The sequence below is a fragment of the Streptomyces sp. NPDC057616 genome (genome assembly GCF_042800575.1).
GTDB lineage: Bacteria > Actinomycetota > Actinomycetes > Streptomycetales > Streptomycetaceae > Streptomyces.
Genome location: NZ_JBHVGU010000062.1, coordinates 25,704 through 38,517 on the forward strand (window position 1 = coordinate 25,704; position 12,814 = coordinate 38,517).

General features: G+C 70.5%; 20 protein-coding genes. 4 read left to right on the forward strand and 16 right to left on the reverse strand.

Going from position 1 to position 12,814, the window contains the following annotated elements; genetic code table 11:
- Positions 1 to 68: 68 nt before the first annotated feature.
- From ACFU97_RS43460 to ACFU97_RS43470, 3 genes are all read left to right on the forward strand, one after another.
- The gene (locus tag ACFU97_RS43460) at positions 69 to 545 is read left to right on the forward strand and encodes a single-stranded DNA-binding protein (RefSeq protein ID WP_384268147.1); all 477 of its coding nucleotides are present in this window, start codon (positions 69 to 71) and stop codon (positions 543 to 545) included.
- Positions 546 to 804: 259 nt separating this feature from the next.
- The gene (locus ACFU97_RS43465; protein WP_384268197.1) at positions 805 to 2,220 is read left to right on the forward strand and encodes a Cys-Gln thioester bond-forming surface protein; all 1,416 of its coding nucleotides are present in this window, start codon (positions 805 to 807) and stop codon (positions 2,218 to 2,220) included.
- Between the two features lie 115 nt (positions 2,221 to 2,335).
- Complete coding sequence (locus ACFU97_RS43470; protein ID WP_384268149.1) at positions 2,336 to 2,704, forward strand: hypothetical protein; 369 nt, start codon at positions 2,336 to 2,338, stop codon at positions 2,702 to 2,704.
- A 96-nt stretch (positions 2,705 to 2,800) separates the two neighbouring features.
- Here ACFU97_RS43470 and ACFU97_RS43475 read toward each other — a convergent pair whose 3' ends face one another.
- From ACFU97_RS43475 to ACFU97_RS43550, 16 genes are all read right to left on the reverse strand, one after another.
- The gene (locus tag ACFU97_RS43475) at positions 2,801 to 3,037 is read right to left on the reverse strand and encodes a hypothetical protein (RefSeq protein WP_384268152.1); all 237 of its coding nucleotides are present in this window, start codon (positions 3,035 to 3,037) and stop codon (positions 2,801 to 2,803) included.
- 91 nt (positions 3,038 to 3,128) lie between these two features.
- A complete protein-coding gene (locus tag ACFU97_RS43480; protein ID WP_384268154.1) occupies positions 3,129 to 3,695 on the reverse strand; it encodes a dihydrofolate reductase family protein in 567 nt (188 codons plus the stop codon).
- 209 nt (positions 3,696 to 3,904) lie between these two features.
- Positions 3,905 to 4,345, reverse strand: a complete 441-nt coding sequence (locus tag ACFU97_RS43485; RefSeq protein WP_384268156.1) for a VOC family protein — start codon at positions 4,343 to 4,345, stop codon at positions 3,905 to 3,907.
- 279 nt (positions 4,346 to 4,624) lie between these two features.
- Positions 4,625 to 5,887 carry a tyrosine-type recombinase/integrase gene (locus ACFU97_RS43490; protein ID WP_384268158.1) on the reverse strand — a complete coding sequence of 421 codons (1,263 nt, stop codon included), beginning with the start codon at positions 5,885 to 5,887 and terminating at the stop codon, positions 4,625 to 4,627.
- Positions 5,887 to 6,087 carry a helix-turn-helix transcriptional regulator gene (locus ACFU97_RS43495; protein WP_384268160.1) on the reverse strand — a complete coding sequence of 67 codons (201 nt, stop codon included), beginning with the start codon at positions 6,085 to 6,087 and terminating at the stop codon, positions 5,887 to 5,889. Before ACFU97_RS43495 ends, ACFU97_RS43490 begins: the two co-directional genes overlap by 1 nt.
- 2 nt (positions 6,088 to 6,089) lie before the next feature.
- Positions 6,090 to 7,463 (reverse strand): replication initiator protein RepSA, encoded by a 1,374-nt coding sequence (repSA, locus tag ACFU97_RS43500; RefSeq protein WP_384268162.1) that lies wholly within the window; start codon positions 7,461 to 7,463, stop codon positions 6,090 to 6,092.
- On the reverse strand, positions 7,456 to 7,650 hold the full coding sequence (locus ACFU97_RS43505) for a hypothetical protein (RefSeq protein WP_384268165.1): 195 nt from the start codon (positions 7,648 to 7,650) through the stop codon (positions 7,456 to 7,458). Before ACFU97_RS43505 ends, repSA begins: the two co-directional genes overlap by 8 nt.
- Before the next feature lie 90 nt (positions 7,651 to 7,740).
- Positions 7,741 to 8,064, reverse strand: a complete 324-nt coding sequence (locus ACFU97_RS43510; protein ID WP_384268168.1) for a SpdD-like protein — start codon at positions 8,062 to 8,064, stop codon at positions 7,741 to 7,743.
- Between the two features lie 24 nt (positions 8,065 to 8,088).
- On the reverse strand, positions 8,089 to 8,244 hold the full coding sequence (locus ACFU97_RS43515; RefSeq protein ID WP_384268171.1) for a hypothetical protein: 156 nt from the start codon (positions 8,242 to 8,244) through the stop codon (positions 8,089 to 8,091).
- Positions 8,245 to 8,253: 9 nt separating this feature from the next.
- Positions 8,254 to 8,445: a mobile element transfer protein gene (locus tag ACFU97_RS43520; protein ID WP_384268174.1), complete on the reverse strand. Its 192-nt coding sequence runs from the start codon at positions 8,443 to 8,445 to the stop codon at positions 8,254 to 8,256.
- Positions 8,446 to 8,467: 22 nt separating this feature from the next.
- Positions 8,468 to 9,130 (reverse strand): DUF2637 domain-containing protein, encoded by a 663-nt coding sequence (locus tag ACFU97_RS43525; RefSeq protein WP_384268177.1) that lies wholly within the window; start codon positions 9,128 to 9,130, stop codon positions 8,468 to 8,470.
- Positions 9,131 to 9,132: 2 nt separating this feature from the next.
- Positions 9,133 to 9,339, reverse strand: a complete 207-nt coding sequence (locus tag ACFU97_RS43530; RefSeq protein ID WP_384268180.1) for a hypothetical protein — start codon at positions 9,337 to 9,339, stop codon at positions 9,133 to 9,135.
- Positions 9,340 to 9,344: 5 nt separating this feature from the next.
- On the reverse strand, positions 9,345 to 9,527 hold the full coding sequence (locus ACFU97_RS43535) for a hypothetical protein (RefSeq protein WP_384268183.1): 183 nt from the start codon (positions 9,525 to 9,527) through the stop codon (positions 9,345 to 9,347).
- An 82-nt stretch (positions 9,528 to 9,609) separates the two neighbouring features.
- A complete protein-coding gene (locus ACFU97_RS43540) occupies positions 9,610 to 10,965 on the reverse strand; it encodes an FtsK/SpoIIIE domain-containing protein (protein ID WP_384268186.1) in 1,356 nt (451 codons plus the stop codon).
- A gap of 2 nt (positions 10,966 to 10,967) precedes the next feature.
- Entirely contained in the window at positions 10,968 to 11,324 is a 357-nt protein-coding gene (locus ACFU97_RS43545; RefSeq protein WP_384268188.1) for a hypothetical protein, read from the reverse strand.
- 139 nt (positions 11,325 to 11,463) lie between these two features.
- Positions 11,464 to 12,243, reverse strand: coding sequence for a GntR family transcriptional regulator (locus ACFU97_RS43550; protein WP_384268191.1), 780 nt, complete (start codon positions 12,241 to 12,243; stop codon positions 11,464 to 11,466).
- 18 nt (positions 12,244 to 12,261) lie between these two features.
- Between ACFU97_RS43550 and ACFU97_RS43555 the strand changes: the two genes are divergently transcribed.
- Positions 12,262 to 12,768, forward strand: coding sequence for an NUDIX hydrolase (locus ACFU97_RS43555; RefSeq protein WP_384268194.1), 507 nt, complete (start codon positions 12,262 to 12,264; stop codon positions 12,766 to 12,768).
- Positions 12,769 to 12,814 lie beyond the last annotated feature (46 nt).

Sequence of the window (12,814 nt, forward strand, 5' to 3'; positions counted from 1 at the left end):
CAGCCGTACGGGACGGGCCCGTAGGCATGTCCGCCCGGTCCCGGCGGCCGGGCGAGGGAGGGGTCGTGATGAACGAGACCATCATCTGCGCGGTGGGGAACGTGGCGACGCAGCCGGTGTTCCGGGAGCTCGTGACGGGGTCGTCGGCGCGCTTCCGGCTGGCGGTGACCTCGCGCTATCTGGACCGGGAGAAGAACGAGTGGACCGACGGCCACACCAACTTCTTCACGGTGTGGGCCAAGCGGCAGCTGGCCATGAACGTGTCGGGCTCGCTCAACGTCGGCGACCCCGTCATCGTGCAGGGCAGGCTCAAGGTGCGTTCGGAGGTGCGCGAGGGGCAGAACTGGACCTCGGCGGACCTCGAGGCGGTGGCGATCGGTCACGACCTCACCCGGGGGACCTCCGCGTTCCGGCGCACGGGCAAGCTGGAGGCCGGTGCGGCCGCCGCGGCCCAGCAGCAGCCGGAGCCCAACTGGGAAACCCCGCCAGGGGACTCGGAGGCGGCATCGGTCCAACGGGCCGCGGAGCCGGCGGCAGTGACGTGATGTCAGTTCCTGTCCCGTGCTGACCGTACTGCGGCTTATCGGCGAATGCGTTCCGAACGATCCGGTGGATTTGTCGATAAGCCCTGCTCATGGGCCGTGCCGGCGATAACGATTCCGATTCGGATCTCTTGTCCGACGGTATGACCGGCGAGCGCGGAGCGCCGCGTCCTTAGGATGCCGGGCATAGCTCTTGGGGCTTCTGATTCTGCTGGTGGGACCACACCCCCCACGTCAACGGTCCTGCTCGAAGGGGAATGTGGTGTTTTCTTCTTTCTCCGCGCGGTCCGCGCGCGGGCGAGGAACTGCTCGCCTCGCCGCCGCGGCCTTGGCGTCCGGTCTCGTGGCCGTCGGCGTGCTCGCCGGTGCCGGTACGGCCGCGGCGGACGCGGAGCAGACGACACAGAGCCAGGGCGGGGCGACCGCCACCATAGGCGCGCTCAAGACGTACGGCACCGCGGTGATCCACGATGCGGGAGGGGACCAGCAGGTCTCGGCGGGCCTGTTCGAGATGTCCGTCGACGGGGGCGGCACCCTGCAGACGTACTGCGTCGACATCCACAACCCCACCCAGCGGGACGCGAAGTACCACGAGACCGCGTGGAGCGGCACCTCGCTGGGGACCAACAACGAGGCCGGCAAGATCCGTTGGATCCTGCAGAACTCCTACCCGCAGGTCAACGACCTGGCGACGCTGGCGGCGAAGGCCGGAGTCAAGGGCGGCCTCACCGAGCAGGACGCGGCGGCCGGCACCCAGGTGGCGATCTGGCGCTACTCGGACGGGGCGGACGTCGACGCCGTCGACCCGCAGGCCGAGCGGCTCGCGGACTACCTCCGGAAGAGCGCCGTCTCCCTGCCGGAGCCCAGGGCGTCGCTGACGCTCAGCCCGCCCGCGGTCTCCGGCCACCCCGGCGAGCGCCTCGGCCCGGTGACCGTGCACACCAACGCGGCCGGCGTGGCCGTGACGCCACCGGCGGACGCGGCGACCAGCGGGGTGCGGATCGTCGGCAAGGACGGCAAGCCGATCACCTCAGCGGTGAACGGCAGCCAGATCTTCTTCGACGTGCCCGAGGACGCCCCGGCAGGATCGGCCGACATCACCGTCCAGGCGTCCACCACCGTGCCGGTGGGCCGCGCCTTCACCTCGGAGACCCGTAGCCAGACGCAGATCCTGGCCGGCTCCAGCGAGTCGACGGTCTCGGCACCCGCGAGCGCGACGTGGGCGGAGAAGGGGGCGATACCGGCACTGTCCGCGGTGAAGAACTGCACCAAGGGCGGCCTGGACGTCACCGCCGCCAACACGGGCGACGCGGCGTTCACCTTCGAGCTGATGGGGGCCGAGTACACCATCCCGGGCGGGCAGTCCCGGACGGTGACGATCCCGCTGCGCGAGGACCAGGCGTACGACTTCACGATCACGGGGCCCGGTGGCCTCGGGAAGCGGTTCGCCGGCGTTCTCGACTGCCAGACGCAGGGCACCGAGAGCGGCGACACGACCCAGATCCTCAGCGCGCCGAGCCCCGCGACGGTGGGCGGCACCGGGGACGACACCAACCTCGCCGCGACCGGCGGCTCCAGCGCCACCCCGCTGATCGCGGGCATCGCCATCGCCTTCGTACTGATCGGCGGCGCGGCCCTGGTGTTCCTGGGCAGGAAGAACGCACCGACGCAGGACTGAACGGGCGACCGGGTGCCACCTCCGGTACGGGCCGTCGGCGTCTTCGGCGGCACGGGTTCGGGTCGATCCGGCCGTCGGGGCGTCGGCCGGGCCGTGCGGCGGGCAGGATGGGGCCATGGTGAATCCACCCGCACTGCCGACGCCCCGTGACGCCTCGGGCTCCGTGCTGTCCCTGTGGTCGAAGGACTCGGTCCTGTCGATCGGGTCGGTGGGATCGGTGCTCTCGATCGGCTCGGTCGGCTCGGCCCTGTCCGTCGGCTCGATCGGCAGCGCCCTCTCCGCAGGCTCGATCGGCTCGACACTGTCGCTGATCTCGGCCGGTTCCTGGCTGAGCAAGGGATCGGTGCTGTCGGCGCAGTCGCAGTGGTCGGTGCTGTCCTGGCGGTCCTCGCGCGGTGTCTGGTCGGCAGGGGTGGTCGGGGCGGCGGCCGTGACCGCTCTGCTGCTGTCCCAGCGGGCCACGAAGAGTGCCACCGGCGCCTAGCGTCACGTGCGCCTAATGTGCGTGCGCCTGGCGCGACGTGCGGCGGCTGAGCGACTGGGTGCCGTGCGAGCAACGGCGGCGCGCAGTGAGCCGTGGTCACCCGGAGGAGGGTGCCTCTTCGGCCGGCTCGTGGCCCGCCACGTCCCCGCGGGAGCGGAGGTCGGACAGCATCAGGTGGTTCTTGTCGCACATCGCCTGAGCCCGGACGCGCATCGCCTCCGCCTGTTTCCGCATCTCCAGGGACCGCGCGACGGACTGCCGGGCCTCGTGAACCATCCGTTCCGGCTTCGGGAAGACCGTCTGCGTCGATGACGAGCTGACCTCGGATCTCATCAGGACACCTCGACGTTCTCACCAGCGACGTTCGCTCTGCTCAGAATGCCGCCCACCGCGACTGTCCCAGGAAACCACAGGTCAGAGATGCTCAGCGTTGGCTGGCCGGCTTGCTCGGGAGGTCGGTTCGGGCGCCCTGGCAGGAGTAGACGATCTCCACCGAGCCGCCCGGGAGGGCACGCTCGCGCTGGAAGGTCAGGCCCGTGTCGGGGCTGAGCAGGGGCGTCAGCTGCATCCCGCCGCCGAACAGCATCGGCAGGACGACCAGCTCCAGGGTGTCGAGCGCGCCCAGGGCGTGGAAGGTCCCGATCGTCCGCGGGCCCCCGATGAGGTGGACGTCGCCGCCCCGGTTGGCCGAGCGGAGCTTCTCCAGCAGCCGCACCGGGTCGCTGTCGGTGGTGACGTGGTCGGGGGTGCCCTCCGGGCGGTGCGAGCCGAGGACGAACACGTCGAGGCGCGGCCACGGCCAGCGGCTGTTGGTCAGCGCGGGCTCGAAGGTGGTGCGGCCCATCAGCGCCGCCTCGCAGTCCTCGAGGAACTCCCGGATGCCGTGGCTCTCGCCGGAGACGAACGCGGGGTCGGCGGTCAGGGCGGGCCACCCGTTCGGGGTGGTCACGTAGCCGTCGGCACTCATGCTCATACGGGCGCGGATCTGCATGACGTCTCCTCGGTGATTCGGTGATTCGGTGATTCGGTCGATCGGTGACGGGACGGCGCTTGTCGATCACAGAGCCGCGGCCTGCCCGGATTCCGCTCCGCCGGTCGCGCCTCCACCCAGGCGTCGAACGGGAGCCCCGCCGATCGACACGCAGCCGAGAAAAACTTGCCCGCCCACGCGCCTCGTCCTCAGCGCAGCTGCCCGGCTTCTCAGCGCAGCTGCTCCGCCAGGCCGACGATGATGCCCTCCGGGCCGCGGACGTAGCCGAGCAGATAGCTGTCCTCGAACCGGGCGATCCCGCCGAGGAGTTCGGCGCCGTGCGGGCGCAGGCGGTCGACGGTGTCCTCGAGGTCGTCGACGGCGAACATGACGCGGTGCGTGCCCAGGATGTTGTGCGGCCGGTCGCGCGGGCCGTCGCTGATCGCCGCCGGGCTGCGGTACCTCGCCAGCTCGAGCCGGCTGTGACCGTCCGGGGTCCGGACCATCGCGATGTCGCAGTGGACGCCGTCGAGCCCGGTGCACTGGTCGGCGACGGGGCCCTGGACCTCCGCCCTGCCCTCCAGCTCCAGACCGAGCTCCACGAAGAACGCGATGGCCGCGTCCATGTCCTCGACGACGATGCCGACGTTGTCCATCCGCTGAACCGCCATGGTGATCTCTCCTTCTTTCCCGCGCTTCCTCGTGCGGCCGCTCGTGCCGCTGATGCCCCTGGGACGGAGCCGGAGGCACGTTCTCGACATCGGCGGACCGTCGGCCGCTCCACCTGGAAGGGGAGAGCGTGGCGCTCACCGCTGAGCCGCAGGTCAGCGCCCTACCGCCATACGGGTTTCCATCGCAGGGTGGACGTCAGGCAAGATGGGGTGTTACTTGCCGCCGGAGGGCATGAAAAGGCCCCTCACCAGCAGGTTTCCCACCGATGAGGGGCCGTGTCAGGCGGCTTGGGCCGTCTCTGGGCCGTCGTGGGCGTGACCGGCGGCCCGGTACATCGCGGAGATTGCTTTCCGGGTCCGGGTCTCGCTGGACGGCATGAGGTGCGTGTAGACGCGGAGCGTGAACCCCGGGTCGCTGTGACCGAGGTACAGGCTCAGGGCCTTGATGCTCTCTCCGGCGTCCAGGAGGACCGAGGCGTAGAAGTGGCGTAGGGCGTGCATGCCGTGTTCGCGTGCCACCGCGAACCGCTGCCCCTTCTCGGGGACGGGGATGATCCCGGCGGACGCCAACGCGGGCTTCCACGACTGATCGTTGAACCCTTGGCTCCAGATGGCGGAGTCGACGCTGTTCGTGAAGATCAGCCGGTGCGTGACCTTCGGGCCGTCCGGCCTGAGCCATGGCAAGGCCACCTCGACAGGCGGGAACCGCTTCATGTGCTCCTGCAGCGCGGCCGACACCTCGGGATCGAGAGGGACGTCACGGAGCTTGCCGCGCTTGGGCGGGGCGAAGACGAGCGTCCCGCGAACCTTCTTGACCTGTTGGCGGACGTAGAGCCAGCCGAGGTCCCCGATGTTGTCGACGGCCAGGCCGAAGATCTCGCCCTGTCGCAGGCCGCACCCGGCGCCGACGTCGGCCATGGCTTGGTAGCGGTCGGGTAGTCCGGCCCGTACGCCGAACACCTGCTCAGCGGACCACGGATGGACGCGTGTCGGCAGGGGACGGGGTGCCTTGACCGATCGGGCCCGGCACGGGTTCGAGGCCAACAGGCGGTCATCTACAGCCGCGTTGAGAACCGAGGAGACCGCGTCGAAGATCAGGCGTCGGTACTGGGCTGACGACACGGCCCCTTCGAGCTGGCGGTTCCAGTCGCGGATGTGCTCCGGCTGGAAGGAGCCCACCGGGCGCGTGCCGAGGTAGGGCAGCGCGTGAAGCCTCAACCGGCCTTCCACGGCGGCCCGGCTCGTGAGGTCGATGGTGAGCGCGGCCAGCCACTTTTCCGCGTACTCCCGGAAGGTGATCCGCGCCGCTCGCGGGTCGATGTACTGCCCGCGCGCCATGTCCGCTTCGATGTTGGTCAACCAGGCATCGGCCAGCCGCTTTTGCTTGTCGGGGAAGCCCTTCGACTTCTCCGTCCCGTCCGGGGCGACGTAGCGGGCGCGGTAGCGCAGGCCCGTGCCATGACGCTCGGTCTTGACCTTGCGGGTCTTGCCGTCCGGGCCAACCTCGGCCTTGTACCAGCGGTCTTGGACGTGTCCGGCCATCAGGCAGCGACCCCCTCAAGCTGGGAGTCGACCCAGGCCCGTACGTCTTCCGGGTCGAAGCGGAGATGCCGGCCGACGCGGAAGCCGCGGGGACCGGTGCGCTTGCGGCGCCATTGGTAGACCGTCTCGATGCTGGGCAGGTCGAACATCTCGACCAGGTCGTCAGGGGTCAGGAAGCGGTTCGGCAGCTCTGATGCCATGGTCACCACTCCCTTTCGTCGACGAGCGTGCGCAGTTCTTCCCGGGCTGTTTCTCGGCCGAGTTGGAGGTCGCGGGCGATGGTGGCGGCGAGGGCGGATTCGCCGGGGGTGTGGCCGTGTCCGGCGTACTGCCAGTCGGTGAGGACGAGGACGGTGTCCGGCTCGTGGTCGTCCAGGCCGAGCGCTTCACGTTCCTGGGCGGCTCGGTAGTCGGCGCGTGCCTTGCGGAGGGCGCCGAGGGTGATCGAGTAGCGGCGTGACTTGGAGCTGAAGTGGCCACGGAAGCCCAGCATGTGAGCCCACGCCCAGAGGCGGCGGTCCGGGTAGAGCGGATCGAGTGCCTTGCACGCTTCGATCAGGCGGCGGGTGTGGTCCGGGACCTGGTGGCGGTCGAGTTCGGAGAGCTCACCGATGCGTCGGTCGAGGGTGCCCGTGTTCTCGGCCGCCTTGGTCGCGTACTTGGCGACGTAGGAGGCGACGGCCTGTTCGGTGATGTCGGAGCCGTCACCGAAGGCCTTCACGGGGCGTACATCGAGCTGTATGCCCCAGCGGAACGTACGGGCGGGCTGGTCGTCGGCGGCCGGGACGGAGACCGAGGTGTACGAGTGTCCGGCGGCGGCGCGGATGGCGTCGGTGAGGAGGTCGACCGTGGCCCAAGCGGGCGGTGGGGTGTCGGGTCCCTCGGGGCCATCGAGGCGGATCACGGCATGGAAGTGGAGGGCGCCGCGTTTCTGGAACTCGGCGACCTTGCCGTATGAGACCCGTACGTGGTTGGGGAGTTCGCGGCGGGGGAGTCCGGCGCGGGCAGCGATCTCGCGGCGTAGGCGGGTGGTGAAGCGCTGCCACAGGTCGCCCGCGTGGTTGTTGAAGAGGACGGCGCCCGCGTAGTCGTACGACGTCGGGTCGAGAGCGGTGCCGAGGGCGGGATCGTCGGCGGTGTGGCGGGTGCCGCAGCGGCAAGCGCCTCGGTCGGGGCGGTTGTGGACCGGGCCGAAGGACGGGGCGGTGAGGGTGGCGAAGACGCGGGGGTGGTCGCGGACGGTGGCAGGGATGTCGCGGTTGTCGTCTCCGGCGAGTCCGGCGCGGATGAGGTGGTAGGTGTCGCCCGCGTAGGTCCAGGCGCAGGCCGGGCAGCGGGAGGCGCGGCGGTTGCCGCAGGCGACGCGGAGGCGCCCGCCCGGCTCGTACTCGGTGGAGTAGTGGTGCAGGGTCTCGCCGGTGGTCTTGTCTTTGCGGAGGACCCAGCCGGTCAGGTGGATCGGGTCGGCGCAGCCGCCAGTGCGGCGGACCTGGTCTTCCCAGCGTGTGTAGTCGGAGGCCGAAGCCACCCTCAGCAGGTCGCCGAGGGTGGTCGGGTCGAGCAGCTCGTCAGACACGGGCGCCCTCCCGCGTGCGGCGGGTGCGGGTGACGCCGAGACCATTGCAGGCCGGGCAGTGCGCGGTGATGGTGCGCAGGTGGCCGTGCCGGTCGCGGCCGCCGAGGGTAACGGCAGCGGAGGCGAAGCCGTCGCAGTTCGGGCAGATCCGGTCGGTTGTGGCGGTGGCCGGGGTCGGGCCGGTCATGATGGAGGTTCCTTCCGGTTCTTCTGGATCGGGCAGGGACGGCGCCCGGAGCGGACGAGACTTGGCGGTTGAGGCCGCTCCGGGGGCCGGTCAGCGGTGCTTGGCCTCGGAGGCCAGCAGGGAACGCAGGACGACGGCGACCACGGCGACCGAGACGCCCGTGATGGCCACGGCGAGCAGCAGCGAGACCAGGACGGCGCCGACGACCAGGACGACGGCGGTGCCGCCGCCGACGAGGGCGATCACGGTGCCGGGGGTGAGCTGGACCACCGGCCGGGACGGTGCCGGGGCCACCGGGGCGGGCCGCGCGGTCGGGGCCTGCGCACTGGGGACGATGGCGGTCGGCTCGACGACGGCGGGCGGGCTCACGCGGCCGGTCGGTGTCGGCATGGTCGGGAGCTTCGGGCGGAGCATGGGTGAACTCCCTTCTGGAGTGGGCTACTTGACGAGGGCGTTGAGCGCGGGGGCCAGGACGCTGTCGGCGAGGAGGAAGCCGCCGAGGAGGAGTACGGCGATGAGCCAGGCGGGCGGGCGGATGAGTTTGACGCCGAGGTAGCCGACAACGAGCAGGGCGAACCAGAGCGGGACGTCCATGGCGATCTCCTAGCGGACGCGGCAGCGGTGGGTGCGGGCGGCGAGCTGGGCGGCGGTCTGGCTGGTGTAGTCGGCGGACCAGCCGCAGCGGTCGGCGGTGCACACGGCGGCGTGCCTGGTCTGGCCGTGGCGGTCGCGGTGGGTGCCGATCTGCACGGGGCCGATCTGCATCAGCGAGTGGAAGTGGTCGCGAGCGGGCATGGCGGGTGGTTCTCCTTCCTGGTCAGGCGAGTTGGGCGGCGATCGCGTCGGCGAGGTGGGGCGGGACGCCGAGGCGGGCGCGCAGGGTGTCGGTGTCGATCGGGGCCCCGGTACGGGTCCGGTGGTCGTCGGCGACCTTGCGGGCGTGCTCGACGAGCGCGGCCGGAACCGGGACCGCCGGAGGCTCCGGGGCACGGTCGGCGGCCGGGAGTGCCGGGGGCTTGTCGGTGGCCGGGACCGGCTCCGGGACGGGGGCGGGTTCGGGTTCGATGTCGGGTTGGGGGGCCGGGGCTGCGGGTGCCGGCGGAACCGGCACCCGGTCCCCGGCCGGAGTCGGCGAGTGGGCGAGCAGGGTGCTGCCGAGGAAGGCGAGGGCGGGCCATCCGGCGACGAGGATGCGCAGCCAGGCCGGGGGGCTGGTCAGGTCCAGGAGTCCGGCGGTGGCGATGTTGGCGCCGAGCGAGGCAACCAGGGCGATCAGGAACCAGAACCAGGCCGTCACGGACCGGTCGATGCGCAGCCGGTGCAGCACGCACACCAGCAGCAGGTCAACCGAGAGGGGATAGGCCCAGGCCTTCCAGCCGCCCTGCCCGGCCGCCGCGGCGAGGTCATGCAGGTGGGCGAAGGACAGCGAACCAACGATCACGGCCAGGGCGAGGACGATGGGGCGGATCGAGCGGGTCACGGTCACCACCCCTCGCCGGGGTATTCCGGGCCGTCGGTGGGGTCGTAGCCGGGCGGGAACAGGCCGGGCGGCGGCTCCGGCAGGGATGCGGCCAGGCACGGGCCGACGGTGTCGACGAAGTCGAGGTCGGCTCCGAACATGTCGGCGTAGAGGGCGAGTTGGCCGAGCATGATGACGGTGCGGGCGAAGTCCTCGCAGTGCTCACACATGCCGCTCACCCCTGCGAGCGGCGGTCAGCGACACGCTCAAGCCAGCGCGCGGTGAGGCTGTCATCGGCCATGAGGAGTTCCGCGCCGACCGGGTCGCAGTTGCCGTAGTCGGCGTGGCGCCGGTCGGTCTGGGCCTGGCGCTGTTCTTCCAGTTCGGCGGCAGCGGTGGTGTCGTCCTTGCGGTTCATGGGCTTCCTCCTGGTTTTCGGCATGGAGGGGGTAGGGACCTGGCGCGAGACGGTCGCGCCGACCGGGGTGCGGGGGGTGGGATTAGGCGGCGGCCGGGGAGGACTCGACGGCCGGAGCATCGACCGGCTTCAGATGGCCGAGCGCGGGCCGGAACGGGGCCAGGGCGGGCAGGTCCGGGGTGCGTTCGGCGTGCCGGTTGCAGGTGTTCACGGCCTGCCGCAGCGAGGTGTGCGGGGCACGGATGCGGTGCCAGCCACCGGTCGAATCGCCCGCGATGGCGACGCCGCGCATGTCGGCTGGGATCTGGATCGCAGCAAGGACGGCGTCCGGGGCGATGTCGCCGAAGGCCATGTTGGCGCTGGATTCGTCGTTGACACGGTGCGCGGTGCGGCCGGTGAGCTGGGCGCGGAGCATGGTGATGCCCTTGCCGAGTTCGGAGCCGAAGCGCTGCCCGCAGATCTCCAGGTAGATCCCGGAGGCACGGCCGAGCTGGGCGAGCCGGGCGAGCGCGGTGATGATCCGGTCCCGACGCTTCTCCTCTTCCTTGTTGGCGAACAGGGCGAGTTCGGCGACCTCGTCGACCAGGACCACGATTGGCACCGGCCGCAGTTCGGCGGGCAGGTCCCAGATGTCGGCGGCGATCTCCGCGTCCGGGACGTCGGCGGTGATGCGCTGCTCGGCGCGGATCAGGTGGTAGACGCCCTCCATGTGCTGGACGAGTGCGTCGAGTAGGTCGGCGGCGGCGTCGGGGTTGTCGGCGAGCGCGGAGAACCGGCGGGCCAGCGGGAACAGTTCGACGCCCTGCTTGCAGTCGATGCCCACCAGGGCGACGTCCAGCGGGGCGAGCCCGGCGACCAGGTTGCGCTGGTAGACGGACTTGCCGGACTCGGTGGCGCCGAGGGTGAGGGCGTGCGGGATGGCCCGGTAGTCGCGGTAGTGGACGGCACCGTCCTCGCGCAGCGCAACGGGGACCCGCATCGGTGTCGTGTCGGTCTGAGCGGGCATTTGCACCCGCTTGAGGACGTCGTAGCCGGTCATCCTCAACTCGACGATGCCCGAGCGGACTTCGCGGGACGTGACGCCGTACATCGAGAAGGAGTGGCGTAGCCGGTCGGAGGCGGCGGCGATATCGAAGGCGTCCTGTCCGGGCCGGAGCTTGAGGCGCAGGACCAGGCCGGTCCGGGTGGGCCGCATCCGCAGAATGCGCGGCGGGCGGGACTCCGGCACGGGCCGGTTGGCGACCCGGGCGAGGGTGAGACGCCAGCGCGAAGGCGGGACGGTCAGGCCGCAGGCGTCCATGACCGAGCCGTACTGGACTAGGACCCGCAGCATGGCGAGGACGGCGCCGAAGGCCAGCCAGTACCAGGCGGGGCGCCGCCACCGCAGGAGACCCGCGGCAGCGACGACCAGCACGAGCGCGACCGTGAACCAGGTCATGGTCAGGCCGCCTTCGGCTTCGAGGCAGCGGCGGCGAGCGAGGTCACGGCGACCGCGCGGAAAGCGATCCCGTGCCGCTTCTGGCCGTTGAACTCGTTCTCCCACGGCCGGGCGATCAGACCGGTCAGGGCAACCGGCGTACCCATGCCCAGCTCACCGGAGATGCCCGGCTCCGGGACGGTGATGGACAGGATCTCGACCTCGTCGTTGGCCGCGAACATCACGTCCACGGTCATCATCTTGGCGCCGGTCTCGGCGTCCATGGCGATCTCGCCGGTACGGCGGTCCTTGACCTTGGGCTGCGGGGTCTTGGCGACCATCACGGTCGCGGCGGAGGTGTCAACGGGAATCTGACGCACAGCAGATCACTCCTGTAGAGATGCTGAACTCCGTCACTCATGTATATGAGTGACATGAAGAAGAGTGCCTGACTCCTATACATGAGTCAACCCGCCGCGAAGAAGAACTCGCGACGGGCTGCGGGGAGTTGGGTGCGCGTCAGTCGGCGGCGGGGATCCGGTACTCGAAAACGAACTGGTCAGCGGCCATGAGCGTGTCGCAGACCTCGACCACGAGACCCTCGGTCGTACGGGCCTCACGGATCAGGTGAACCACCGGCGCACCGGGGCTCAGCGCCAGCTCGGACGCCTCCGCCTTGGAGGCGGGACGCGCCTGCAGCGTCTCAACGAACTCCGCGAACTCGTGCCCGTGGTCCTCGAGTCGGGCGTAGATGCCACCGCCGCCGGGGTTCTCGGCGAACAGTTCCGGGATCTCCTTGACGACGTCCCACGGGAGGTATGACGTCGCGGTCTCAACAGGCGTGCCGTTGCGGAAGTAGAGCCGACGCCGGGCGAGCACCTGAGTGCCGGCGGGGACCCCCAATCGCTGGGCGGCATCCTCCGGGGCCTCCATCGGCCCGATGTAGAGGACGCTCACCTTGGCCGTGGCGCCGGACTGCGCGGACTCGGCGAGGTACGCGGCCTTGCCGCCCTGCCGATGCGAGCGCCGGAAGCGATCGGAGGAGCGGTGCCGTACCGGCGGCCGGTCCTTCACGATGGAACCCTTGCCGTGCCGGGTCTCGACAAGACCGCTCGCGCGCACCTCGACCATGGCCTTGCGGATCGTGCCGCCGGAGACGCCGTAGCGCTCGACGAGGTCGGCTTCACTCGGCACCATGTCACCAGGCTTGATGATCCCCGCCCGGATCTGCTGAACGATCTCGTCGGCGATCTGCACGTACCGAGGTACGGACCGCTCTCCTCCTACTGCGGTTCCCATAGTCCTTCTCTGCCTCCTATGCTCCTGTACATGAGTACATCACGGGAAGCAAGGTCGTCGATGCCACTGCACTCCGTATCTGTGGCCGGAGTGGTGGTGCGTGAGGACGGCCGCCTCCTAGCAATCCGCCGGGCCGACAACGGCACTTGGGAACTCCCCGGCGGCGTACTCGAACTCGACGAGACCCCCGAGGCGGGTGTCGCCCGCGAGGTCCTGGAGGAGACGGGCATCCACGTCGAGGTGGACGAGCTCACCGGCGTCTACAAGAACACGACCCGGGGCGTCGTGGCCCTGGTCTTCCGCTGCAAGCCCTCCGGCGGCATCGAGCGCACATCAAGTGAGTCGACGGCCGTCGCGTGGCTCACGCCCGACGAGGTCGCGGAGCGCATGGCCGAGGTCTTCGCGATCAGGCTCTTGGACGCCTTGGACGGCAACGGCCCGCACGTACGGAGCCACGACGGCAAGCGCCTCATCCCTGTCGAGTCTCAGTTGATGCTTGACGGGTTGGCGTCGGGTGATGCTTGACGTCTGCCCTAGACGATCTTCCGGCGGTTGTGTTCGCCGGACTTGC